Source organism: Caulobacter sp. D5 (assembly GCF_003185805.1).
GTDB lineage: Bacteria > Pseudomonadota > Alphaproteobacteria > Caulobacterales > Caulobacteraceae > Caulobacter.
On sequence record NZ_QHJY01000048.1, the window covers coordinates 1 to 24,431 of the forward strand.

Below are 24,431 nucleotides of genomic sequence, written 5' to 3' on the forward strand. Positions count from 1 at the left end.
CCTCTCCCTATGGGAGAGGTGTTTCCGGGTGGGAGAGGGCAGCCTTAAGCCGCCACGGTCCGCGCGGGGATCACCGGCAGCACCTCGACCAGGGCGGCGTGCAGCTGGGCCGGGTCGATGGGCTTGGCGACGTGGGCGTTCATGCCGGCGGCGCGGCAGGCTTCCCAGTCCTTGGGGGTGGAGGAGGCGGTGACCGCGATCACCGGCACGCCGCGATTGAGGCCCGGCTCGGCGCGCAGCACGCGGGTGGTCTCGCGGCCGCCCAGGCCCGGCATGTAGACGTCCATCAGCACCGCGTCGAACACGGCCGACGCCAGGATCTCCAGCGCCTGCTCGCCGGACTCGGCCAGGACGGGCGTGACGCCGAAGGTCTGCAACACCAGCTCGATGGCCCGGCGGTTGACCACGTGGTCGTCGACCACCAGCACCCGCGCCCCGACGATCGAGGCGACGTCGTCGGCCGCGGCCGGGGCCTGGGCCTCGTCCAGCCGCAGGGTGAAGCGCATGGTCGCTCCATGGCCGAGCCCTTCGCTGGCGGCCGACAGGTCGCCGCCCATCAGCCGGGCCAGCTCGCGGCTGATCACCAGCCCCAGGCCCGAGCCGCCGTGCCGTCGCATGACCTCGGCGTTCAGCTGGTCGAACGGGGTGAACATGCGCGGCATGACCTCGGGCTCGATGCCCCGGCCGGTGTCGGTGACGGCGATCTCCAGGGTCCAGCCCTCGCCCTGGCGATGGGCGGCCAGGGCCACGGTGACGCCGCCCTGCTCGGTGAACTTGATGGCGTTGGACAGCAGGTTGTTGAGCACCTGGCGCAGGCGCAAGCTGTCGCCAGACACCCAGCGCGGCAGGCCCACGGCCCCCTCGACCCGCAGCTTCAGCCCCTTCTTCTGGGCTTCGGGACGCCACAGGCGCAGGGTGTCGGCCAGGGCCTGGCGCAGATTGTAGGGCGCGCGCTCCACCGCCATGCGGCCCGCTTCCAGCCGCGAGAAGTCCAGCAGGTCGTTGAGCAGGGTGCGCATCATCGCGCCGGCGTCGGCGATCAGCTGGGCGTGGACCTTGGACGAGGCTTCGGGAACCTCGCTGTGCAGGCGCGCCGCGCCGGCCAGTATGGCGCTGATCGGGGTGCGCAGCTCGTGGCTGATCATGGCCACGAAGGCGCTCTTGGCGGCGACGGCTTCCTCGGCCTCGTGGCGGCGGCGCTCGGCCTCGGCCTTGGCGGCCTCCTCGGCCTTGAGAGCGGCCTCCAGGGTGCGGGCGGCCACCGCGACCGAGAAGATCAGCAGCAGCACCCCGAACCACAGGGCGTTGGCCAGGGGCGCGTCGGGATTGGCCGCCCGGCCGATGAACGGCACGATCAGCAGGTAGACGATGTGCGGCGCCGCGGCCGCCAGGGTGGCGGACCTGAGGCTGACATTGACGACGATGACGTTGAGCAGGGCCCCGGCCAGCAGCATGCCGCCCAGGGGGGGGGCGAAGCGCTGGCTCGAGGCGAACAGCGGCAGGGCCAGGGCCCCGAAGATGATCGAGGTCACCGCCGGCATGATCGCCAGGGCCCAGCGCCGCCAGCCGGCCAGGGCGCGCTCGGGCGCTTCCTTCAGCGCCTGGAACAGCCAAAGCTCGAACAGCTGGGCGATCGCATAGGCGGCCGCCCACACCCACACCCAGCGCATGCCGATATAGATGTGCAGTATGGCCGCCATCGAGATGGTCGCGGTCAGGCGCAGATAGATGTTGCCCCGCCGGGCCGCGGCGGCGCGGACGATCGCCGCCTGCCTGTCTTTGACGCTGGCGGCCTTGTCGCCTACGGCCTGGATGCTTGCGGCCTTGGAGCTCATCGCGCGGCCCCCATTGGCCCTGGTGATCGCCGTTTTTCGCCCGAACTCTGGGCGCCCGAACTCTGGACAAACGACCTCCAAGAGGCCGTGAAAGAACACTATTCTTTCAATGGCACAGCCAAAGCGCGCTTGCGAGGGCGCGGCGCGACCGGCGGCCGATTTGTCGCACCTGGCGTTGAAAAAGGGATCAGGCCGGACGTTCGAGCAGCCGGTCCAGCGCCTCTTGCGCCAGGCCCTCGACCTCGATGCGCTTGAGGCGGGCGGTCGCGCCCGAGGCCACCCGCACGGCCGAACGCGGCGCGGACAGGCGCTTGGCCAGCAGGGCGACGAGGGCGGCGTTGGCCTCGCCCTCGACCGGCGGGGCGCTGACCCGGACCTTCAGATAGGGACGGCCGTCGGCGTCGGCCGCCCAGCCGTCGATCGCGTCGCGCCCGCCGCGCGGCGTCAGGCGCACGGCGAGAAGCGCGACTGGGACGGCCACGGGGGCCTTCTGGCTCAGCCGAGCAGGCTCAGCAGCGCGCCGCGCAGCGGATAGAGCAGGAACGACTGCACGCCGACGATGATCAGGAACAGGATGATCGGGGTGATGTCGACGCCGCCCAGCGGCGGGATCACCCGGCGCAGCGGCGCCAGCAGCGGCGCGGTCACCGCGTCGAGGAAGCGGCTGATCGAATAGACCGCGCGGTTGCGCAGGTTGATGACGTCGAAGGCCACCAGCCAGCTGATGATCGCGCTGATGATCACCGCCCACTTGAGCAGGTTCAGCAGCGAGCCGAGGATGAAGAAGACGAACAGGATCAGGCTGGCCATGGGCGTTCCGCGAAAGGTCGCCCGCTTCTTGCCCGCCCCTGTCCCCGCTGGCAAGGCCGCGCTGTTTCCGGCTTCTGCGCGGACCCGCGCAACTGCCGCTTGACGGACGCCGCCGGCCACCGTATCTCCGCGCTTCCTTGGGGCCGTAGCTCAGATGGTAGAGCGCCTCGTTCGCAATGAGGAGGTCAGGGGTTCGATTCCCCTCGGCTCCACCAAGGATCCGGCTTAAGCGCTTGTTTTCTTTTGAAAATGCTCGGTGCCTCAGAAACCCGCACCACATTTTTCCCCACGGTTTTGCCGAGCTTCGGCGGGCCTGTTCGACACTTCGTGAGATCCACTGAGATAGGCTCGCGTTACGCCGCCGCCTCAAGCTATGTCAGAAGACGGCCTGCATCGCCGCGCAGCTGTTCCGCCCATAGCGGAGATCCTGAGCTTGTCGATCAAGGAGATCCCCACGGGCCAGCCACGTCGCGGGCAAGCGCGGCTTCGCCTCACGGCAGCAGCAGCAGATTGAGGCCGCCGCCCAGTGGCCCCATGCCAGGCAGCGTGTCGCTTCCGAAATTCTCGACACCATGCTGGCCTAGCAAGGCGCCTGAGGCCCCTCAGCGCCCGGCGGCCACATCGCAGCGCCGACCTAGGATCGGAAGGTCAGCCTTGCGACTAGCGTAGCGCCGCGTCGTTCAATTCCGTAACGCCAGACAGCAAGCCCGCCATCAGAAGACCCACTAGGCCGCCCAAAAGCACAATTAGCACGGGACCAGCCATACGACCAATCGCGTCGATCCCGCGCATGGCGGCCTCCTCCTCCAGTTGACCTCCTCGCGCCAGCATTGGCCCCAACGCGCCGGACGCCTCGCCGACAGCCGCCAACTGGGCCACGGACGGTGGAAAACCAGGCGTGCGTTCGAGCGCCGCCGACAGAGCCATACCCTGACGCACCAAAGGCGCGATTGCTGCCAGGCGCCCTTGCGCCGCGGCCGAGCCGACACCGCGGACGGCGAGCCTCAGCGCGTCCGACATCGGCGCGCCCGCCGCCAACATACCGCCAAGACCGATAGCAAAACGGCCAAAAATCAAAGGTCTAGCTAGAACGCCGGTAGGCCCGTCGAACAGCAGGCGATCAAGCGGCCTTCTCAGCAGGCCAAGACGACTCAGCAGCGCCAGAACAACGACGACGATCCCCGCCGCCGTCGCCAGCAAGGGGCCGATCGCCTGAAGAACCGCGCTGGCCCGGATCAAGGCCCCAAGCACCAGCGGCGGCGGTCCATTGGAAGTTTCGACCAGCGGCGTAAGGGTCGGCACGACAAACAGCAGGATCACAAGCATCGCCGCGAGGGTGCTGACTAGAACGAACAGCGGATAGGACAGGGTCGAGATCAGTTGCTGACGCAGCCGCACCCGAGAAGCCATCAGATCGCTGGCTCGCTGTAGACCGCCGGGCAGATCCCCAGACGCCTCACCAGCGGCGACGAAGGCGGCGACGAAGGCGTCCTTGGCCGGCAGATTGTGCGCAAACGCCACCTCCAGAACTTCACCGCCAGCGATCTGAACGGCGAGCTTGCGGCAAAGCTCACGGACGGCCCGCGGCGCTTTCGACCCGCCCAAGATTGCGAGGGCCGATCGGATGTCGGCTCCCGCCCGCATCAGATCGGCAAGGCTGCCCAGCAGCGCGCTTAACTTGCGGTCGTCAACGCCGCTTCGGCTTTTTTCGCCGCCGGTCGCCGAGCGGCCAGGCTTCAGGCTGAGCGGCGCCAGACCGTCACGCCGCAAGGCCTCGAAGGCCGCCCCCTCGCTGCTGGCCTCGAGAGAGCCGTTGATCCTTCGCCCCTGAGTGTCGACGGCTCGATAATCGAAGCGCTGTGCTGTTTCAGCCATGCACCGCCGCCGTGACTTCCTCGAAGGTCGTCAGACCCGCCGTCGCCTTGGAAAGGCCGTCGAAGAGCATGGGCAAGAGCCCAAGGCTGCGCGCCTGATCGACGGTTTCGGCGCTCTTGGCCATCGCACGCAGCATGGCTTCATCGGCAATGAAAGCTTCGGCGATCGGCAGGCGTCCGCGATAACCGCCGCTGCAGGACGAGCAACCAACGGCGCGGTACATGGTCTGGTTCGAAGCCATACCGGCTGCGGCCAGAATCGAAGCACACGCGGCATCCAGCGGAATCTCTTCGCGGCAGTGCCGACACAGGCGCCTGACCAACCGTTGCGCCGCCGCGCCTCGGAAGGCGGCGGCGAGTTGGTAGGGCTCCACCCCCATGTCCCGAAGACGTGGGAGCACCGCCATGGCGTCGTTGGCGTGGATCGAGGCGAGTACGAGGTGACCGGTCATAGCCGCCTGAACGGCTACGGCCGCCGTCTCCGGATCGCGGATTTCGCCCACCAGGATGACATCGGGGTCTTGGCGCAGAAATGAGCGCAGGGCTGCAGCGAAGGTCAGTCCAAGGTGTGCTGCGACCTGCGTCTGGGTGACATGCTCGAAGTGATACTCGACCGGATCTTCGATGCTCAGCACCTTCTTGGCCGAGCCGGCGAAACTCTGCAGCATGGCGTAGAGGGTCGTCGTCTTGCCGCTGCCGGTCGGCCCAGTGATCAGGAAAAGACCATGCGGCGTACGGGCGGCCTTGTTCAGAATTTGGGTCACTTCGCCGGTCAGGCCCAGAGCGTTCAGGTCGAGCGGAACAGCGGTGCGATCGAGAACTCGCAATACCGCCGATTCTCCAAACACGCTGGGCGAGGTGGCTACGCGCACGTCGACGGCCTTGCCGCCGACCACGAAACTGGTGCGCCCATCCTGCGGCAAGCGCCGCTCGCCAAGATTGAGGTTGGCGATGACCTTGATGCGCGAGACGGCCGAAGCGGCCAGATCGGCCGACACGACCATATGTTCGACCATGCGTCCGTCGATCCGCAGGCGAACGGCTAGGTCATGCCGCCGCGGCTCGAAATGAATGTCCGAAGCGCCTGCGGCCAAGGCGGCCTCGAAAGCGGCCGCCACCAGCCGAGCGCCACCGCCTTCCAGCGCCCCATCGGCCACCTGATCGATCTCGCGTTCGAGCCGCCGCTCGTCGGGCGCATCGATCGGCGAAGAGGCGGCTTGGCCAAAGAGCGTCTCGATTGCTCGGCGCCAGTCCAACGGACGGGCCACGAAGAGGCTGACGGCTTGGCCCGTGGCGAAGACGAGGCCCGAGAGCGCCTCATTGTCGAGCGGATCGCAGGCCGCGCAGACCAGGCCGCCTGGAACACGGCGCAGCGGCAAGATCCGCGCACGCCGCAGGAAATCTTCCGACACGCCTATGCTGGCCGGATCGACAGCGGGAGCCAAGCGGTCGGGCTGCCAGATTTCACAGCCCGAGATCTGTGCATAGGCCGCAGCCAAATCATCATCGGCCAGCGCGCCAAGCTGATTGAGGACTTGCTCGACAGGCTGGCCCGTGCGGCCAGCGACCAGTTCGGCGCGCGCGACTGCTGAAGCGTCGACCAAGCCCGCCTCCAGTAGGTTCTCCAGCAGGGCCGCGCGTTGGCGCTGGGACGGATCGCTTTCCAGGCGCGTCACATCCGCCATAGACCAGCCTCCGGGACAAGACCGACGGTCCAGGATGCGAAAGCCAGGCAACGGCTAAAAGCCAATCGGCCCCAGACTGGGCGCGCCCCCGTAGGCATCGACCACCCTGCCTTGCCAGCGAGCGCCAGGCGCAACGGCGCCGCCGCCCCCAGCCATAGAACCAACGCCGCAGCAAGGTTCACGTCGTCCGGCCAACCTGCGGTCATGCGCTTTGAGCCTTCTTGCCAACACACAGGTCCGCAGCGCTCGCCTGTCGCTTGAAGCTTCGCCATATTACCGCCGCCGCCAGATCATCCGAACCGACAAAGCGCACCAAGCGCTCGTCCGTCCATCCTGAGCCCAGCCTCGCCCGAAGCCGCCAGACCTGACCCAAGCGGGATCCGGCTCCGCGCTGTCCAGGCGATCCAAACTGGCCCAAATCGACCTCATGGGCCTCGCCCCACCCGGAAATCAGGGATGGGCCGCATGCCCGCCAGTCTGGCGCAGCAGCCAGCTGACCAACCAGTGCGGGTGACGGGAAAAGGCTTCCCAATGCGGTGAGCCGCGCTGCCAGAGCGTGAGGGTCCGCCACGCCGAGCGCGGCCAAGTCAGCCTCGCGGACACCATCGGCCAGGCGCAGTTTGTCGCGCTCCGGCTCGGCCAGAACTGTCGCGGTTCCCAGATCGGTGGGGATCGCAAAGATCTGGCGACCATCGGCGGCGCCCGCCGCGAGCATCGCCATGGCGCGCTCCTGCGCGCCGGCCAGGGCGTAGTCGGCCTGCAGCTTGCCCAAGTCGCGCTGGGCCTGGCGCAGGGCCGACACGCCCCGGAAACTCACCGCCCCAACGATGGTCGCCATGGCCAACACCAAGGCGAGCGCAGCGGCGCTGATATAGCCGTCCGTCCTATTGGCCATCGGGCAGCATGCCGCGGGTCTTCAATTCCCGCATATCGGCATAGAGATCGTCCATCGCCCGGCCGGCGCTGCTGGGGTCGGTAATGATCTTGGCGCTTAGGAGAACGATGAGTTCGGTGCGCGTCTCGTCGTGGCTCTGCGATTTGAAGAGCGACCCAATCGCGGGAACATCACGCAGCCACGGCACGCCGGAATCGCTTTTCGTGCGCGAACGGCTGATCAGGCCGCCCAAGGCGACGACCGCACCATCGGCCAGGACCAGAGTGCTTTCCAGCTTGCGCTGCTGGATGGTTGGGGAGTCGATCCCGGAGGTGACGGTCTTGGCGACGGAGCTGACTTCCTGAGCCACGTCCAGCACCACACGCCTGTCGCCGGTGATCCGCGGCGTGACATTCAGAATGACGCCGGTGTTGCGGTAGTCGACCGTGTTGACCAAAGCAGCATCGCCCGAGGCCGTACTCTGGGAAGATTGAGTCACGATCGGCACTTGATCGCCGACCTCCAGCTTGGCGGCCTTCTTGTCGAGCGTGACGATCTTGGGCGCGGAGACCACCTCCACGTCTGTCTTCGACCCCAAGGCGTTGATGGCGGCCTTGATGTCGCCGCTCAGATAGGTGATCGAAAATCCGGGATAGGTCGGTGCGACCGCCGCTGAGTCATTGTAGATCGAGCTCGCTGTCAGCTTGCCTGAGGCGCCCAGCGACTGCCAATCGACACCAAACTGCAAGTCCTTGCTTAAGGTCACCTCCAAGATCGAGGCTTCGATCATCACCTGGCTGGCGGGGCGATCGATTTCGTCGAGCGTCTTTTGAATCTGCAGCCAGCGCGATTGGGAAGCGAAGATCAACAGCGCGTTGGAATCCTTGTCGATACTGACGCGAACACCGTCCTCGCCTTCTGAACCGGCAGTTTTCGACAGCGTGACCGAACTGGCCGCAGGACTTGCGCCCCCGACTGACGACGTCGTGCTTGTTGTCGCCGGCAGGCTTGCCGGGACACTCGCCTCTGCGCCCAAAGCATTTGCCAAGGTCACGCCAAGGGTCTCGGCCGAGGCCGACCGCGGGTGATAAACCCAGAGGCTGAGACCAGCGTTCGGCGCGGCCACATCGAGGCGCTGGACCCACCCGCCCACCTCATTGAGCGCTGCGGCGGTTCTGGCCAGTACGACCAGGCCATTGAGCCGCTTCATCGGCACGACGGTGACGGCGGTCATGCCGCCGGCCTGCAGCAGGCGCTCCAGCTCGCTGGCCGCCGTCGTGGCCGAAACCTGCCGCAGATCAAACCAACGGATGCGCGCCCCCTCAAAAGCGCTCCGATCGAAGACCTTGATGGTCTCTTGGGCCGCGTCGAGTTCTGAGCCCACCCCGCCCAGGATGATCAAGCCCTGCTTGTCGTTGACATAGAGCACCAGGTTGGAGCCGCTCATGGCTTCGAGCGCCTTGGCCACCTCGCTTGGCGCCACGAAAGAAATCGGCACGGCCAGTACGTCATAGCCGGCGCGGCCGCGCGATCCATCTCCCACGGTGCGCACGCCCGCCGCGCCCTTCGCCTTGGCGCGCGAGGTCACGCGTACGCTCTCGCCTTCTTGCACCATGACCACGTTGTTGGTCGCCAGCGTCGCCTCAAGCGCCTCATAGAGTTGGGCGCGGGTCAGGCGCTGATCGATCCGGAACGACATCTTGCCGGTGACGCTAGGATCGATCGTGTAGGCGATCTTCAGGTTGGCGCCGAGCACCTCATCGACGACCTGAGCGACGTCCGCGTCGCGGAAGACGAAGGAGTAGGCTTCCTGCCGCTCCTGCGCGCAGCTCAGGCGTGGCGCCGCAACGGCAACGCCGATAGCCGCCAACAACAGCCAGACCGCTGCTGCGCCGTTTCTCAAACTCGACACGCTTTACCCGCTCTCTTCATCGTTCAAAGCCGGCTGCCCGGCGGCGCGCTGGCCGGCGGCGGCGGACCGCGCCCAACAACCGCAGCGATCTCTGGCCCGTCCACGCTCTTGTTCGCAGCGCCCAAGGCCGCTGATCCGACCTCGCCACTGGCTCCACCGGTCGCCTCGCCTAGACGCACGTCCCGCGGTCCACCGACGGTGTCTATCGTGATCGAGTCAGCAAGCACCGCATCGAGCGTGACGCCGTCGCGCGCTTCGCCCAAGGTCATCCAGACGGGGCTCGCGCCGCCGATCGAAATCAGCGCAGCCTTTCGCCTGGTGCTGCGAGACAGGCCAAACAAACGAACCTGGGGCTCTGGGGGACTGACGGCGTCGAACAGCGTCGGAGCGCCAGCCCAGTCGCCCACGACCGGCGCGGCGGGCTTACCGGCGGTTCGCATGCGCGGCTGGGTCGCCTCCAAGGCGGCGATGCGATCGTCGGCCATCTTCGGGCCGCCGGCGGCCGCCCAGGCGGCCACGCCCAGCACCAGCCCGATCGGCGCGGCGCTAAGGATCAGGACGAGGCGGCGGTCCAGCAATAGAAGCGTCCCTTCAGAGCGATGCGAACGGTGGCGGCGTCCTCCGCGTAGAGATCGACGGCGTCGGCATAGGCCAGAACCGGCCCTCGCTGGAGAACGTTCAGCAGCCCGATCGCGCCAGCATAAGAACCGCTGGCTTCCAGCTTGAACTGGATGGGAGAGAGCGGATCGTCGAAGGCGGCCTCGTCAGCCGTCGCCTCGATCCGCACATGGCCAAGGCCTGAGGCCGCGGCGACGGCGCCAAGGCGCTCACGCAAGGCGCCAAGGTCCGCCGCAGACGTCGAGGGACAGACCGCTTGCGGCGAATAGACCGATCGCCCGCTCCGACCGGCCAGCAGCTTGGCCGTCCGCTGTTGCATGACGTCGACGGCGTGCAGTCGCGCATCAAGCTCGGCTGGCCGGGCCAAGCCCGCCAGCCCCCAGGCCGTCACCAGCGCCAAGCTCGCGGCGAAGACGAAGCCGCCAAAGAGCAGCAGCGGTCCAGGGACCATGACGCGCGCGCTCATTGGCGTATCTCCGCCGCCGTCGGGGTCGCCTGGCCCGCCGCGCCCAAGCCCCACAACCAGACGCCCCGCCGTACCGCTGCGCTGGATCGCTGGACGGGCCGATCCGAAACGACAAAGGGCGTGTCCTGTCCGCGGCTCTCCACGGCCGTCAGTCCAGGCTCCCAGTGCCATGCCAGGACCCGCGCCTCAGGGCGCTTGTTGCGGGCGCACCAGGCCAGGTCCGACAGCGGCGCCTCGAAGCCCGGACCGCGGTCGCGATCCTCGATCGCCTCAGACAACTTGCGCTGCCGTCGCACGATCTGGGCCCGCCGGAGATCGGCGGCGGCCTTGGCTTCTAAGACGGCTAGCCTTTGCTCGGCCGCGTCGCCCGTCTGTTTTGCGCTCACGGCGGCCAGGACCGCGCCAAACACCAGGAGGGCCGCAGCGACGCCTGCACCAGCCAAGAGTTGAAAACGCCGCCTCCGTTGAACTGGCGAGACAAACACCACCCTGTGACGCTCACCAGACAGCAGGACGTCGCTCTCCAATCGTTCACCGATTTGACCGCGGCGCACGTAGAACGCGGCAAAACGGCTTGGCCTGGAAGGTCGCCACGCCTCGAGACGACGCACCTGCGAGACGACATCGCCAAGCGGCAGGGGCGTGGCATGGCGCGCTTCGATTTCGGCGGCGCGAACCTGTTCCCACGGCCAGCCGGCCGGCGTCATGATCGATCTTGCAAAGACGCGCGCGGGCTGGACCTGAGGCTCGACAGCGGCGTCGCTGGTCTGCGCCTCTATCAATTGAAGATTGGCCGGCGTGATCAAGACGCGTCCCTGCACTGTCCAGACACCGCGTCGAACTGGCACGGGGCCGGCTGGCGCGACCAGACGCGCCCCACCGCCAGGGGGCGCTGACTGCGTCCCTCATCGACGATCGCCACGGCCAATAGCGGCCGACGGGGCCTGGGGTCTGCAGGCGGCCAGCCGGTGTGGGCGCCCTTGGCGTCTATGAATCGCAACGAAGCGCGTTGCGAACCGATCACATAGTCACGTCGCATGCCCCGGGCGTCGGTCACGGACAAGGTCTCGCCGTTTCCATCCCAGGCCAGCGACATGACACAAGCGGCTTGGCCCGCGCACGGCAGGCTCGCCGATCGCGCCGATCCGAAGGCCCCGCCAAGGTCGGACCAGACCAGACCGATGTTCGAGAGATGCTGGTCGAGCGCTTGCTGCAGCCGCGCCAGATCCGCCTGACTTCTCGCCTCGGTGGTGGCGTTCGATTGCACGCGGCCGATGAGATGGACCGCCTGGGTCAGTCCGCCGATCGCCAGCGCGATCATCGCGATCGCCGCCAAGGCCTCGGCCAAGGTGTAGCCGTCATCCCGCATCAGGCGATCCCGGGCAAGGACGTTCGGTGGAAAGAGCGTAGTGACCTCGGCTAGCACCGCTCCGAAGCTCGATCGAGACGCGGCACAGCTTGGGACGTAGATTTGGGTCTGGGACGCTTGAGACGTCGCGCGACCAGACCAATCGATCGCTGCGGCCGCTGGCTCGGTCCGGGCGGCTTGGGGCGGTTTCGGCGAGGTAGCGAAGCAGAGCTTGAGCCTCGGCGATCTCGGCCGCCCTCCCTCCAGCACGAAGGGCGGACTGGGCTGAGGCCATGATGAGCGCCAAGCACATCGAGAGCACGACGAGCGCGACCAACGCATCGACGGCGGCGAACCCGTCGCTGTTGCGCGGGTCGCTATGAAGGACGCCAGTAATGATGTTGCACTCGGCGCGCGCCGCCCCAGACGCGCCCCGCCCCCGCACGAAAACTTCCAGGCTCGACAGCTATCATATAAGCCCAGCGCGCAACCAGTGGTTACTCGCTTTAAGGGACACTCCCTCTTCGAAAAGCTATAGGCATTGCAGATACGAGGCTCTTCACGCTCGGCCCAGCCTACTCGACGGCATAGAGAAACTGGGTGACGGTCCCGTTGATTGCGGTCTGGTAGCGACACCCGAGTGGATCGTAAACCAGATTAGCGCTGATCGGCGCAGCGGAGGCCTTCGCATCCGTGTCCAGTCAGAAGTTAACCTGTTCAAGGCGGAAAATGAGGTCGCCAACCTCCACGTCCCTAAGAACCTTTACCTCAACATCCTCGCCACGAAGGCCCAAAGATTTGACGACCGAACGCCAGGATCGTTCGTAGACCTCCCTCAGGCTTTCCACATCGGTTAACGCAACATCCCAGTCATCAATCACTTCCGATAGAAAGTCATCGACCGGGACCATATTTAACCAATTTTGAGCCTCTCGTGTAGAGGAATACTCTCCAATCTTAGACAAGAGCTTTTCGCGACCTAGACGTTTTCGATCTAAGAATACGAAGCTATCGACGACTTCCATTGCGGGGCTGAGTTCATCAAGAAAAATAGCCAATGTCCACGCATCCATCAGCTGGGCTCCTTCGGCTTTGGAACTTCATCGGGCGTCGGCTTTCGCACTTCCGGCTTGCCGGGCACACGAGCTCCGTCCGGACGCGTTGCTGCTGGACGATCCTTAACATTCGGCCGCTCGACCGGGCCGTGAGGCTTACCGGGCGCGGGCCTGTACTGTTTAGTAGACTCCGGTTTGCCAGTCACCGGATCCCGTGGACCATAGGTCGTATAGCCGCCCTTTCCATCAGGAACGGAGTGAGGCCTTCCGTCCGCATCCGTATCACCATGCGTATCCGGCTTTGAGCGATTTTCACTGATAAAGTCGCGAATGCGCTCCCCCAGTTGCCCCGCAGCTCTAACGCCGTTCTCAACGCAACGCGTCGCGACGCAAACACCGGTAGCTACCGTGATGGCGGTAACCGCGACATACCCCTCACCAATACAGAGATCCCAAACACATTGCCCCGAAGGATCGGTCTTATTGACCGGATCGTTCCCGACATAGGCATACCAGTTGAGCCCATCCTCATACCCGATGGGGTCGGTTTGGAGAGACTGATCCCCTGACGCGCCCTGGTCGCAACTAGGCCGATTTTCCCAGGCGCGGCGTGGCTTTGCGGCGCGCGGTTTGACGGCGGCGCCGGCAAAAACCCGATTTCGCCCTATAAGCGGTTTGGGCCCACGCGGACGGGCGCGCGGCCCCACATGCCAAAGATCAGGCGCAAGGCTTCGCACGCCCTGGCGGGCGCGCAAAGAGCTGGCTGAGAGGGAAAAGCTGGGGGCGCTTAGGCCTGATCGTCCGGCGCTAGCGAGGCGTCGAGCGCTGCACAGAGGCCGGCCAGTTGGTCGCTGGGCAGGCGCGCGCCGGGATGGATGGCCGCGTGTACCTCGGAGAGCTTACCCACCATGACGCGGGTGTAGATCTGGGTGGTGGGAAGGGGCTGGCGCGGCCCGGCAGCTCCTGGATGAAGCGGATGTCGGCCCAGCCCTCCAGCATCAAGGTCGCGGCGGCGCGGCGGAAGAGATGGCAAGCCCCGGCCTTACGGACGCCCGCCGCGCACATAGCCGCCGATGGCGGTCAATCACTTCCCTCAAATCTACCCAGCTAAAAAAAGCAAAAATTTGGCTCCACAACGCCAAACACAGCTCACTTAATATGCAAGCAACTCCTGTACTCTTTTGCCTATTTCCATACAAAACAACTCAAACTCGACGTCATTTTTGAATATATTGCGCGAATTTTGAATCGATTGCACTAAATTTTTTAAAAAAACCCTGGCGAACCCATCACCATCAACTCCAGAAAGATCGCTCGGCAAAACTCCAACGCCCAAGGAAAGAACACGCCTCCTATCTCCAGTGATAAAATCCCTATAGCTACCCCTCTTAGAATATTTCTTTACAGATTTTTCGTTATCAACTTCGTTCTCGTGTATAGAAACAATAACAAATGATACCTCATCGACATTTTTTAGGGGGGAAACAACGGTCTTATCATAAGAAAAGGCGCCATCAAGATATTCACATGCAGCTATCGACTGCCACTTCAGGTCCGACCACACCGCCGCTGTAAAGAATATTCTAGTCATTTGTAAATCGGATTCCCAGGCGGCCTACGGCCGTGTGTTTGAACATATTCAATTATCTGCACCCTCTCCTGAGTCAGAACTTGCGGCCTCGTGCCGATAGTTTCAACCATCATAGCCAAACCAAGCGCACGAAGAACTATCGGCGAGTACCTATCCTCAGGATTCGCCGACGTTCCATATTTCCAAACATCTCCGACCCTAAGCTCCACCAATCCCCCCTGATCTTTATCAGGATAAAGTCCGCTCCGCATCGCAATGAGCGCGTACTGACTTTCCATTCTTTCGCTTTTGGCGTCAGAGCGGGAAACAAGTCCCTCCAAGCTACGCCAAGCACGCTCCCACTTTTTCGCTTCGCTCTTAGCCGAGCGAGCGCCGAATACGGCCAAACCAGCAAGCGCGTCGGCGTCGCGATTAAGCCTCGCGCCGAGGTTTGCTGCGGAGTCTTTGATATCATTTTCCAGCTGGTTGGCTTGAGCATTGGTTATTATTGGCCCGCCGCTTGCTGCAATCGGCGGCGCCGCTGCTCGTAGAACCGATTGCATGCCCGTCGGGTCGCTCCGATTGAGCGGATCTCCGCCGACATAGGCGTAGAGATTGAGGTCGTCCTCGTAGCCGATGGGGTCGGTTTGGAGAGACTGATCCCCCCGACGCGCCCTGGTCGTAACTCGGCCGATTTTCCCAGGCGCGGCCCGGCTTTGCGGCGCGCGGTTTGACGGCGGCGCCGGCAAAAACCCGATTTCGCCCTTGAAGCGGTTTGGGCCCCACGCGGACGGGCGCGCGGACTCACATGTCAAAGATCAGGCGCAAGGCTTCGCACGCCCTGGCGGGCGCGCAAAGAGGCCGGCTGAGAGGGAAAAGCTGGGGGCGCTTAGGCCTGGTCGTCGGGCGCTGGCGAGGCGTCGAGCGCCGCACGGAGTCCGGCCAGTTGGTCGCTGGGCAGGCGCGCGCCGGGATGGGTGGCCGCGTGCACCTCGGAGAGCTTGCCCACCATCACGCGGGTGTAGATCTGGGTGGTGGAGAGGCTGGCGTGGCCCAGCAGCTCCTGGATGAAGCGGATGTCGGCCCCGCCCTCCAGCATCAGGGTCGCGGCCGTGTGGCGGAAGAGATGGCAGGCCCCGGCCTTGCCCAAGCCCGCCGCGCGCACATAACGGCGTGGGTTTGGCCGAGCGATGGGCGATGAAAAGGCCGAGCTTTTCCATAAGAACCAGGCGAGGTTTCTCGCAGGTCATGGGTAAGGCTCCGCACACGCACTTCTGGGCGCGGATCCAACATACGTACAAACTATGTATGGTCGTTTCCCAGCCTATTCAAAGACTTACAGGCCGAAGCGAGAACATACGTGCAATCTATGTAGGTTCAGGATTTCCGATTACCGCAGCGATATCAGCAGCTTAAGCCGATAGCGCAGGTGTGCGTAATGTGTGTCCGCTCAAAGAGCGCCTTTCAAACCGGTGCCCCCCGGGCTGAACTTCGCCTCACGCTCGATCAAAGAAAAAGCTAGAAGGCTGCCGCCCCACAATGTCACGAGAGAACCAAACTCCGCGCCTCAAGATTTTCGCAAAGCTTCGCGCACTCGAAAATCTGAAAGCTGACGGGCCTCCTCTGTGCGAACGAAAGGCGCGAAAAAATTCTCAACAGCCCTGTCGACATCGGACGCACTTAAATATCTCGCCAAAGACTCGTGACGGCCTATTAGAAATAACAACCTATCAATCAATATACCAAAAACCTCACTATCAGAGTCAATAGAAAAAGACAGCGATCTAAAGCGACGCCATTCACTATCGCTAGTGACAGCATTACCCTCAAACATATTCCTCAGATATTCACAAACCAATCGCGACGAATCGTCAAAAAGGACACTTGCACTTACAGACTCCTCTTTTGATCTTATGATAAATTGCATCAAACCGTATGCAATATCGGCGTTTTCCAAGGGAGATTGAGGCTGCATCACGGGATATTCCACGCAGAGTCATTGGGTATGTAATTTGGACCTACGTACAGGAAACGTGGCCCCGGCGCTGCGCCGTGAGTGTTCCGTATCGGGCCAGGTGCGTAGAAACCCGCCCCAAACTGGTTAGTCGATGGATCCGCCGCCATTGGGTAACCGACCGGAAGCGCAACAATGACAACATACTGACCGCGCGAGGCTCGCGCCTGCCCGCCGATAAATAGCTTATCTCGGGCCTCTTCTGGCCCCATCGCCTCAAATGTTACGTAGGTACGTTGACGCGCGTCAGGCTTAATCATTTGAGCCGCGCCAATACCCAGCGCTCCAGTATAGTCTGTATAGTGATACACAATATTGTACGGCCTATCCGGGTCCTCTCCCGATTGGATTTCCTGTACTCGCCGAGTTGCAGCTTCAAAACCCGCACGATTAATAGCGTCACCGATAGCTGCACCCAGCGCAGCTATCGGACCCCAACGCTGAAGCCGAGGCAGGTTATTGTCGTTTGCGGGGCGGGGCCCATTGTCATTGGCTGGTGAGCTAGGCCTTGGCTCGTTACGCGGAGGCACCTTCGGCGCAGCCTGCATGCCCGTCGGATCTGTCCGATTGAGCGGATCCCCGCCGACATAGGCGTAGAGATTGAGGTCGTCGTTGTACCCGATGGGGTCGGTTTGGAGAAACCATCCCCTGGCGGGGTCATAGGCGCGCGCCTTGTAGTGATAGAGCTTCAGCTCTGGCAGGGCGATCTGGCCTGTGTAGCGGAAGCGGCTGCCCGTCCCCCAGTTGTCGCCCGGCTCGCCATAGGGACCGTAAGTGTAGACGCTGGCCTGACCGCCAGTCGAAGACGCGATCACCGAGCCCTGGCGGTCGGCGTGCAGGCTGCGCGGATCCGAGAAGCCCGCCCCCTCCCACCACAGGATCGCCTCGTCGACGCCGTAGCTGGGCACGTAGCGGCGCAGCAGCGCGCCCGCATCGTCATACTCAGCCACCAGCTTGTCGCCGGAATAGAGGAACCGGGTCGCAGTCCCGTTGACCGTGGCCTGGTAGAGCCGCCCCAGGGGATCATAGGTGAGGCTGGCGCTGGCCGGCCCCGCCAGGGTCGTTAGCCGGTTCTCGCCGTCATAGCCGAAGGCGCGCCCTGCCCCGTCGTTGGTGATGTTGCCGTTGCAGTCGTAGCCCTTGCCGGTCGCCCCGCAGTCGCCGCCGCCGATCGCGGCGATTGCCGCGTCGCGATTGAGGCCGTCGGCCGTGGCCGCCTGGCTCGTGCTCGAGGCAGCCCAGACATAGGCGCTGTTGGAAACCGTCTGGCTCACCGTCTGGCCTGCGGGATTGTAGCCGAAGCCGAAGGTTACGTCCTGCGCCGTCCCCGGCAGGTCGTGCGACAGGCTGGTCAGGCGATCGCCCGCATCGAACCCCCAGGCCGACGACACGCCGGTCCCGACGGCCGCCGCGGTGCGTCGCCCCAGATTGTCGAACCCGTAGGTTACGGAAGGCGTGTTGGTGGTCAGGGCCACCGACGCTAGGCGACCGGCCCCATCGACCACGTTGGCGACGTAGTACCCATCCGGCCAGGTCAGCCGCGTCCGGTTGCCGGCCTGGTCGTAGTCGTAGGTCAGGGTGCGGCCGAAAGTCGTCTCGGTCTTCTGCCGCCCGGCCGTGTCGTAGGTGTAGGTCACGCCGGTCCCGCTGGCGGTGAACAGGGTCGAGGTCGGCCGGTCGGCCAGATCGTAGGCGTAGGCCACGCCGGGAACCCTGGCCCCGCTCTTGCCGATCATCCGGTTGAGCGCATCGAAGGCGTAGTCGATGATCGCCCCGTCACGCAGTCGCCAGCCGACGCGATTGCCGTTGGCGTCGTAGCCGTACTGCTCGAAGTCGGTCGTGCTCGAAGTTCCCGACCCGCGCGTCGTCGACGGGAAGTTCTGCTGCACCAGCCGGTCAAAGCCGTCATAGATCAGCGTGGTCTTATTGCTGTTGGCGTCAGTGAGCGTCTGCTGCTTGCCGTTCAGCGTGTAGGTGTAGCTCGCGTAGGTCCGCTCCTCGGCCGTACCTACGCTCTCGATAGTCTGAAGAACCTGGCTGGCGGCGTCGTAGACCGTCTTGCCGATCCGGTCTGGCCCTTCCAAGCCCGGCGCCTCCAGGAAGCAGGCGTCCGGCCGGTTTCCCGCCGCATAGAGGTCCGCCAGCTTGCCGGCGTTCATGCGCACGGCCTGGCACAGAGGCCGGTCCAGATCGTCGTAGAGAGTCTGCGTCAGGACCGCGGCCGAAGTCGCGCCGTTAGCGTAGACCTGCGTCTTGTTGCCGACAGCGTCGTAGGTGAACAGGGTCGTCTGAAGCGCCAGGAAGCCCGCGACCGTGACCGCGCCGGCCGTGTCCAGGGAGACGCCATCAACGGTGCCGACCTCGACGCGCGTCGCCCGCCCCTCGACGTCATAGACGGTCTTCTCGGCCCGGCGCTTGTTCGCGCCCGAGGCGCCGTCGGGATCAGGCCCGACCTTCATCGTCGGACGCCGCATGGCGTCGTATTGGTAGTAGGTCGTGTAGTCCGCCGCCGTCAGCGTCTGGGCCGCGGCGCCCGCGCCCGTCAGGAGCGCCATTATCGTCGCCAGCGCCGCTGCGAGCCGCCAAGCCTTCTTTCCCATGCTCGAAGACCTTCTCACGGGCAGGCTCCCGCACGCGGATCGCGCTCGCTGGTCACGTTGCCGACAGCGTCGAACGTCTTGCAGGCTTGGGCGTTGACGCCAGTCGAATCCAGTATCGACGTCTTCGGGTTGCCAAGGGCGTCGTAGGCCGTCGCCGTGACTACGCCGGTTGGATCGGTAACCTTGGTCGGCAGGCCCGCCGCGCCGTACTCGAAGCTCCATACCGGACGCACGCCGTTCACAACCGGCTGGATGATCGAAGCGATTTCACCCGCCCCGGCCCCGGAGGCGACATAGGTGTAGTCGGTTCGGTGCGCCCGCGCGTTCTTGAGCCACAGCGGCTTGTTGAACACCGTGTCGTATTCGGCCGTCACCACCAGATCCGCGAGTGCCGACCCGGGCTTGCCGCCCTTGATCACCTTGGTGACGTTGTCGCGGTCGTCGTACTCGAACTGATCATAGTTGCCTTCAGGGTAGGTTCGCTTGAACACCCGCCCCCGTCCATCCATCAGGCTCCGGGTCGTGCGCCCCAGCTCATCGATGTTGCGCACTTGGCCAGCGACGCTCGCCGTTCCGACCACCAGCCCGCCTCCGGGCAGAGTCTCGATCGCGTATCGGCCGCCCATGGGATCCAGGGTCTCGGCCCGGTAGCCGTCGGCGATCAGGAAGCCGTAGGCTGGCCGCTCCTGCACTGCGCCGAGGCGATCGCGGCTCTCGACGACCCGGCCGACCGGATCATAGCCATAGCGGACCAGCGGCGTGGTCGTGTCTGCCGGTCCGAACACCTCCAGCGGCCTGCAGTTCGGATCCGGCCGCTGCGAGATACTGCGCGCGATCGGCGGCCGGGGCGTCATCTTCGTGACCTGCAGCGACGCGTCGGTAGAAGTGACGGCCTCGCATCCGATGGTCGGCGCCGTGATGGCCAGGTCCAGTCCGTAGCCCAGGCTGGAATTGATGCGGCTGGGCCGATAATCCCCCGTCGTCGGATAGAGGAGGCTCAATTGCACGCCGCGCGGGAAGGTCCAACTGGCCAGCCGGAAACCACGCAGCGCGTCAGGCTGGCCGGATGCGCCGGGAACGGCGGGCTTGCGGCCAAAATAGCTGTAGGCGCGGATATCGCCGCCGCCGCCGCGAAGGGACATGGCCATGCCACTGTAATCCCAGGCGCGAACCACGGCCTTGGACTGCTTGGCCCCAAACGCAAGATTCGTACGCAGATAGGGCGGACGAACGAGCAACGGGCTCCCGGACACCGTCAAACGAGATGCGCCGCCTCCCGCAGGCCAATAGCCGCCGTCGCTGAAGCGAACGAAACTTTCGCTGGAAGCCCCCTGCTGCACGGTGACGAGGTTATGACGCCAGCTCTTTAGCCACCAATCAGCGATCAGCGCTCCAGAGACCTCGCGCTGGGCGCTGCGCGGTTGGCTCCAGACCCATTGCATGGCGGCAAAGGCAGCCAGGGTCGAAGCGGAAGCCTGGATACGCGATTGGCCGAAGGCCTCCCAGACCGACGATGAAATCTCCGCCCCCGCCTCCCAATTGCTGACCGGACCGGCGCCGGGCCGATAGGTTTGCCGGCTGGCGTCATCAAGATAGTCGGGGAAACTGGGATAGCTGCCGCCACGCAGTTCGGTATGGCGCTCCAGGCGGTAGGGAAACTCGCCTGAACCGATGGACGTCTCGGTTGGAGAGGAAAAGGAAGTTGCACCACCCGCTGCCGCCGAAGCGATCAGCGGCGAGCGATCATGCCCCACCTTGCTGATCTCCAGCGAGGACACGGCCGGCGCACCGCCGCCCTTGGTCAGCATGCCGTAGCGCGTCAGAGCATGCGCGATCTCAAGAGGATCGCCCGACGGGTCATACCTCGTCGCAATCAACGCCCCTCCACGCTGCAGACTGGGGCCGCGCTCATAGCTATTGATGGTGATGTTCGCCGAGCCATCACGGAATTTATCCACAGTAGCAATTTGCGGAGCCGATGACATGGGACAAGAAAGACCATCACCGGTATCGAGCGTTGGCGTGAGGGTCGGTAGTCCATCTTCATACTCAGGATCACCAACTTCTATGCTGACGCTGCAACGAAACGGCTCTATTACGGAGTAGGAAACGGCGCCTATACTAACTAGAGCACTCCAAGTGGCGTACTCCGTTCCGGTTCTATGTCCCGGGCCGAGCGAAGACTCATTCGATGCAACAACTTCGAAGCCGGCATCGACGTATGATTTGATAGCGCCGCTCAACTTGCCGCGCATGAAGTCAACTTGAGACTGAGTAACGGCAGGAGCATCACCGTATGCCGCAAGCGGCCCCGAGCCGCCGTCATAGACGCTAAGATTCAATGCCGAAGCGGCATCCGCAGAGGAGGTAAATCTATAGATCCTGCGTGGCGCCAGATCAGGAGTTTCGTTCGCTTCGGGCCTATTCCCCCAAGCTAGCCTAGCCGCTGTGGAGATTGCGTCGGGCGTGTCTAGCGCCTGCACCATGACCCCGCCTTCAAGAGCGGCGTCAACGGCAGCGATAGCGTGCACTGCCGTCCGTTGGGCGCTCAGATCGCCGCTACGCGAGACGACGCTAAAGCTGGATTCCACATCTACGATCGTGACCTCGTCATTGGTGACGAAGCCCGAATTGGCGGGCTTTGGATTAATCCCCGGCGCGCTCGGAACGGCGGCGTTGTTCTGGTCGGAGGACACCACGCCAACACTGTGTAACGGAACGAAACGCGCTCCGGCCATTTCGGAGAGGAGCTCTCCAGCGCGGCTCGACTCGGCCAACCAAGCAGCCGCCACCCTAGAGCGAGTCAAATCCCCGACCCCCTCATGAACTTCGATGTCGGAGTCGGCCGACTTGGTGGTCACATAACCAACATTGTCGAATGCCTGCTCGGAGGCCCACTTCGCCTCCAAATTGGCGGAGGATCTCCCCCAGCCGTGAACAATCGCTGCAGGCGCGTAGATATCGATCGTCTTGGTGATGACCACATCACCATACCCATTTGGAAACGGGTGGTTGATTTGAATGTCGAGTGGAATGATTAGGCTGCCTGTGAACGGCAATGGATTACCTTGCTGGAGCGTCTCGCCATCGAACTTTACCGTGGGGATCCATTGCGATGCTTCGACTGCGCTTCCAAGCGGTTCGGACATAAGTTCGAGCCGACGACCGTAGATCTCGTCGGTGAAGAATGCAGCGCTCACAAGTTCGTAAGCTTGGCCGTTAAGCGAGCTTGTAACTGCCGATCGCAAAATGATCTTGTTGCGGAACGCCGACGGGATACCCGCCCAGGTGGCGCTTTCGCTATATTTGGCCGGCCTGCTCTGGCGCCAGCCTCCCACAGGACGATCGCCTGCGGCAATCAGGCGTCGTCCGCCGATCACGTCGACCATGTCGGCGCCAGCCAGGTCCGCCTGCTTCAACCGCGCATCGGCGGCGACGGTGAACTGCTGAAGCTTGGCGCTCAACTGTTCCTGATTAAGGTTGCTGACATAGCCGACGCCGGACTCCGTGCCAGCCGTCATGCCGCCGGTGACCGCGCTCCAGAGGCCTGAAGCGTCGAAGCCCATGGCGGTGCGGAAGTCGATGCCAGCGCGGTGCTCATAGGGCTTGGCCGAGGGATCGAAGAAGTAGCTTCCGCCACCGATGTCGGCCTCGACCCAGACGTGCGACATCGTCACCGAAGTAACATCGCCCGTATAACCGCAGGTCGGATCGGTCGTACCGTTGATGATCGCCGGCGTGCCGCTGTCGGCCAGCAGACGGCAGGCGGCCGCGGCGTTGGATATGCCGGTCCAGGCTTGGAACCCTTCAGTTACGAGCGTCAGGGTCCCGAACTTGTATCGCGCCGTGAAGCCGGATTCCCGCAGGAGCTCGACCATCAGCATAGCCTGGTCGAAGGGCGATCCGGACCGGTCGATGATGACCCCGAGCGCACCCTTGTGCGCGCCAAACAGGAACTCAGTGTCGACGCTGTTTCGGACGTATTCGTAGATCAGGTCTGGATCATGCCGCAGGGCCGTCGCCAGAGCCTTGACCTCGGGCGCGACGGGACGACCACCGGCGGGACAGATGGCGGTCACCTCGGCGAAGTTACGGCACAGCCCGTCGACCTGCTCGCCGCTCCAGGTGCTTACTGACGAGGGCGCGGCCAGTTGCCCCTTCGTGATGCGCACCGAAGGCAGAGCCGACAGCGCCTCGGTTGTCTGAGCCGCGCCCGGCGCCGCAAGCGCCAGCCCCAAGGCGGTGGCGAGCCCCAAAGCGGCCCAGCAGCGTTCATCACGGGTCATGGGGTGTCGAACTCGACGAAAGGGTTGGAAAGGCTGGATTTGCGGACGATCAGGCGGCGAGGCGGTGTCAACTGCACACCCACGTGCCGCCAGGACCAGTGTGACACTCACCCTGGTCGCTGGTGTCGTTGATGGTCACGGCGACGGTCGAGGTCGCCGTCCCACCGTTGCCGTCCGAAATCGTGTAGGTGATCGTGTAGCTTGCGCCCATGACGGCGACCGCAGACGGCGTGTAGCTGAGATAGGTCGGGTAGACCGTCACCGACCCGCTGCTGGCCGAGGCCGAGACGATTGTCAGGGCCTGCCCTTCGGGATCGGTGTCGTTGGCCAGCGGGAAGATGGACTTGGTCACGCCCAGATCGGTGTCGGCCACGTCGCTGTTGGCCGTCGGCGCGCGGTTCTGCACCGTGACGCTGACCGTCGCCGGCGCGCTGGTTCCGCCCGGCCCCGAGGCGACATAGGTGAAGCTGTCAGCGCCGACATAGACGCCGCTGGGCATGTAGGTGGCCGTCAGGCCCGACAGGCTGACCGCTCCGTGAGCTGGCCCGCTGGCGACCGAAGCGCCGCTGTAGACCCCTGCAGGCGACAGACTCACCTGCCCGCTGGTCATGGATAGCAGCGACAGGCCGACATTGGCCGCTGTCGGAGCGGGCGGCGTCGCCACGGTCAGCGATACGGTGCGATTGCCCGAAGACCCGCCGGGATTGGTGATGTTGTAGATGAAAGCGTCGGGACCGTAATAGCCGCTATTGGGCGTGTAGGTGAACGTCCAGCCAGTACCGTTCCAGGCGCTTTGAACGGCGCCGTGGGCCGGTTGAGTGGCGATGTTCAGCGAGACCCAGTCGCCGCCCGACGGGATGTTGAAGGCAGTGGCGGCGTTATAGCTCGCCGCCTGGGTCACATCGCTGGCCGTAGGCGTGGGCGGATTGCCAATGCTGAGGCTGACGCTGGCCGCGGCGCTGTCGCCACCGGGGCCTACGGCCTTGTAGGTGAAACTGTCGGAGCCGTAGGAGCCGCTCGACGGCGTGTAGGTCGCGGTGGATCCGCTGAGGCTCACCGTCCCCTTGGTCGGCGCGGTTACGACTGCAAGGCTGCTGTAGATACCGCTCGGGGCCAGGGCGATGGCCTTGGCGGTGTTGTAGGCCGTCGAGGCCGACAGGGCCGAGACCGTCGGCGCGTCGGGCGTGGCCACCGCAATGCTCACCGCCGCCGGGGCGCTCGTGCCGCCAGGGCCAGTGGCCGTGTAGGTGAAGCTGTCGGCCCCGTAGGCGCCGCTCGTGGGCGTGTAGGTGGCGGCGGAACCGCTGAGGCTCACGGCTCCCTTCGTGGGCTGGCCCGCGATCGCCAGACCGCTGTAGACGCCGCTTGGAGCCAGGGTGATCACCTTGGCGGTGTTGTAGGCCGTCGAGGTCGACACCGCCGCCACGGTCGGCGCCGCTGGCGTCGCCACCGTCAGGCTCACTGTCGCCGCCGCGCTTGTGCCG

At 64.5% G+C, this 24,431-nt stretch carries 19 protein-coding genes and 1 tRNA gene; 1 reads left to right on the forward strand and 19 read right to left on the reverse strand.

Translation table 11 applies throughout. The features are described from left to right. Positions 1-44: 44 nt before the first annotated feature. The 3 genes from DMC18_RS03545 to DMC18_RS25875 form a co-directional block, all read right to left on the reverse strand. On the reverse strand, positions 45-1,835 hold the full coding sequence (locus tag DMC18_RS03545; protein WP_110132696.1) for an ATP-binding protein: 1,791 nt from the start codon (positions 1,833-1,835) through the stop codon (positions 45-47). 187 nt (positions 1,836-2,022) lie between these two features. Next, complete coding sequence (locus DMC18_RS25870; RefSeq protein WP_158285851.1) at positions 2,023-2,316, reverse strand: DUF167 family protein; 294 nt, start codon at positions 2,314-2,316, stop codon at positions 2,023-2,025. A 14-nt stretch (positions 2,317-2,330) separates the two neighbouring features. Then, complete coding sequence (locus DMC18_RS25875; RefSeq protein ID WP_110117708.1) at positions 2,331-2,645, reverse strand: YggT family protein; 315 nt, start codon at positions 2,643-2,645, stop codon at positions 2,331-2,333. Between the two features lie 139 nt (positions 2,646-2,784). Here DMC18_RS25875 and DMC18_RS03560 point away from each other — a divergent pair. Further along, positions 2,785-2,860, forward strand: a tRNA-Ala gene (locus tag DMC18_RS03560). 445 nt (positions 2,861-3,305) lie between these two features. On the opposite strand, the gene DMC18_RS03565 is transcribed toward DMC18_RS03560, so the two are convergent. From DMC18_RS03565 to DMC18_RS03635, 16 genes are all read right to left on the reverse strand, one after another. After that, entirely contained in the window at positions 3,306-4,520 is a 1,215-nt protein-coding gene (locus DMC18_RS03565) for a type II secretion system F family protein (protein WP_110117709.1), read from the reverse strand. Further along, positions 4,513-6,204: a GspE/PulE family protein gene (locus DMC18_RS03570; RefSeq protein ID WP_110117710.1), complete on the reverse strand. Its 1,692-nt coding sequence runs from the start codon at positions 6,202-6,204 to the stop codon at positions 4,513-4,515. The genes DMC18_RS03565 and DMC18_RS03570 overlap by 8 nt, the downstream gene beginning before the upstream one ends. 202 nt (positions 6,205-6,406) lie before the next feature. Further along, positions 6,407-7,099, reverse strand: coding sequence for a hypothetical protein (locus DMC18_RS03575; protein ID WP_110117711.1), 693 nt, complete (start codon positions 7,097-7,099; stop codon positions 6,407-6,409). Beyond that, positions 7,089-8,990 carry a type II secretion system secretin GspD gene (gspD, locus tag DMC18_RS03580; protein ID WP_110117712.1) on the reverse strand — a complete coding sequence of 634 codons (1,902 nt, stop codon included), beginning with the start codon at positions 8,988-8,990 and terminating at the stop codon, positions 7,089-7,091. Before gspD ends, DMC18_RS03575 begins: the two co-directional genes overlap by 11 nt. Positions 8,991-9,013: 23 nt before the next feature. Then, positions 9,014-9,568: a hypothetical protein gene (locus tag DMC18_RS03585; RefSeq protein WP_110117713.1), complete on the reverse strand. Its 555-nt coding sequence runs from the start codon at positions 9,566-9,568 to the stop codon at positions 9,014-9,016. Next, entirely contained in the window at positions 9,544-10,074 is a 531-nt protein-coding gene (locus DMC18_RS03590) for a hypothetical protein (RefSeq protein ID WP_110117714.1), read from the reverse strand. Before DMC18_RS03590 ends, DMC18_RS03585 begins: the two co-directional genes overlap by 25 nt. Continuing rightward, the gene (locus DMC18_RS03595; RefSeq protein WP_110132697.1) at positions 10,071-10,880 is read right to left on the reverse strand and encodes a hypothetical protein; all 810 of its coding nucleotides are present in this window, start codon (positions 10,878-10,880) and stop codon (positions 10,071-10,073) included. The genes DMC18_RS03590 and DMC18_RS03595 overlap by 4 nt, the downstream gene beginning before the upstream one ends. Next, a complete protein-coding gene (locus tag DMC18_RS03600; RefSeq protein ID WP_146217960.1) occupies positions 10,877-11,443 on the reverse strand; it encodes a hypothetical protein in 567 nt (188 codons plus the stop codon). The genes DMC18_RS03595 and DMC18_RS03600 overlap by 4 nt, the downstream gene beginning before the upstream one ends. Positions 11,444-12,123: 680 nt before the next feature. Beyond that, positions 12,124-12,495 (reverse strand): hypothetical protein, encoded by a 372-nt coding sequence (locus DMC18_RS25560; protein ID WP_146217961.1) that lies wholly within the window; start codon positions 12,493-12,495, stop codon positions 12,124-12,126. After that, positions 12,495-13,214, reverse strand: coding sequence for an RHS repeat-associated core domain-containing protein (locus DMC18_RS27130; RefSeq protein ID WP_370443964.1), 720 nt, complete (start codon positions 13,212-13,214; stop codon positions 12,495-12,497). Before DMC18_RS27130 ends, DMC18_RS25560 begins: the two co-directional genes overlap by 1 nt. Before the next feature lie 416 nt (positions 13,215-13,630). Beyond that, positions 13,631-14,068 carry a hypothetical protein gene (locus DMC18_RS25570; protein WP_146217962.1) on the reverse strand — a complete coding sequence of 146 codons (438 nt, stop codon included), beginning with the start codon at positions 14,066-14,068 and terminating at the stop codon, positions 13,631-13,633. Then, on the reverse strand, positions 14,065-14,610 hold the full coding sequence (locus tag DMC18_RS25880; protein ID WP_158285852.1) for a hypothetical protein: 546 nt from the start codon (positions 14,608-14,610) through the stop codon (positions 14,065-14,067). The genes DMC18_RS25570 and DMC18_RS25880 overlap by 4 nt, the downstream gene beginning before the upstream one ends. A gap of 326 nt (positions 14,611-14,936) precedes the next feature. After that, a complete protein-coding gene (locus DMC18_RS03620) occupies positions 14,937-15,212 on the reverse strand; it encodes a tyrosine-type recombinase/integrase (protein ID WP_255580251.1) in 276 nt (91 codons plus the stop codon). Between the two features lie 809 nt (positions 15,213-16,021). Then, positions 16,022-18,661, reverse strand: a complete 2,640-nt coding sequence (locus tag DMC18_RS03625; RefSeq protein ID WP_110132699.1) for an RHS repeat-associated core domain-containing protein — start codon at positions 18,659-18,661, stop codon at positions 16,022-16,024. A gap of 14 nt (positions 18,662-18,675) precedes the next feature. Further along, entirely contained in the window at positions 18,676-22,947 is a 4,272-nt protein-coding gene (locus DMC18_RS03630) for a transglutaminase domain-containing protein (protein ID WP_110121552.1), read from the reverse strand. A gap of 67 nt (positions 22,948-23,014) precedes the next feature. Beyond that, on the reverse strand, positions 23,015-24,431 hold a 1,417-nt coding region (locus DMC18_RS03635; protein WP_158285853.1), incomplete at its 5' end, for an Ig-like domain-containing protein.

Coding starts and splice junctions, on each gene's coding strand:
- DMC18_RS03545 (WP_110132696.1), bottom strand. CDS start 1,835: ATGAGCTCCAAGGCCGCAAGCATCCAGGCCGTAGGCGACAAGGCCGCC.
- DMC18_RS25875 (WP_110117708.1), bottom strand. CDS start 2,645: ATGGCCAGCCTGATCCTGTTCGTCTTCTTCATCCTCGGCTCGCTGCTG.
- DMC18_RS03565 (WP_110117709.1), bottom strand. CDS start 4,520: ATGGCTGAAACAGCACAGCGCTTCGATTATCGAGCCGTCGACACTCAG.
- DMC18_RS03570 (WP_110117710.1), bottom strand. CDS start 6,204: ATGGCGGATGTGACGCGCCTGGAAAGCGATCCGTCCCAGCGCCAACGC.
- DMC18_RS03575 (WP_110117711.1), bottom strand. CDS start 7,099: ATGGCCAATAGGACGGACGGCTATATCAGCGCCGCTGCGCTCGCCTTG.
- DMC18_RS03590 (WP_110117714.1), bottom strand. CDS start 10,074: ATGAGCGCGCGCGTCATGGTCCCTGGACCGCTGCTGCTCTTTGGCGGC.
- DMC18_RS03600 (WP_146217960.1), bottom strand. CDS start 11,443: ATGCGGGATGACGGCTACACCTTGGCCGAGGCCTTGGCGGCGATCGCG.
- DMC18_RS25560 (WP_146217961.1), bottom strand. CDS start 12,495: ATGGATGCGTGGACATTGGCTATTTTTCTTGATGAACTCAGCCCCGCA.
- DMC18_RS25570 (WP_146217962.1), bottom strand. CDS start 14,068: ATGACTAGAATATTCTTTACAGCGGCGGTGTGGTCGGACCTGAAGTGG.
- DMC18_RS25880 (WP_158285852.1), bottom strand. CDS start 14,610: ATGCAATCGGTTCTACGAGCAGCGGCGCCGCCGATTGCAGCAAGCGGC.
- DMC18_RS03625 (WP_110132699.1), bottom strand. CDS start 18,661: ATGGGAAAGAAGGCTTGGCGGCTCGCAGCGGCGCTGGCGACGATAATG.
- DMC18_RS03630 (WP_110121552.1), bottom strand. CDS start 22,947: ATGACCCGTGATGAACGCTGCTGGGCCGCTTTGGGGCTCGCCACCGCC.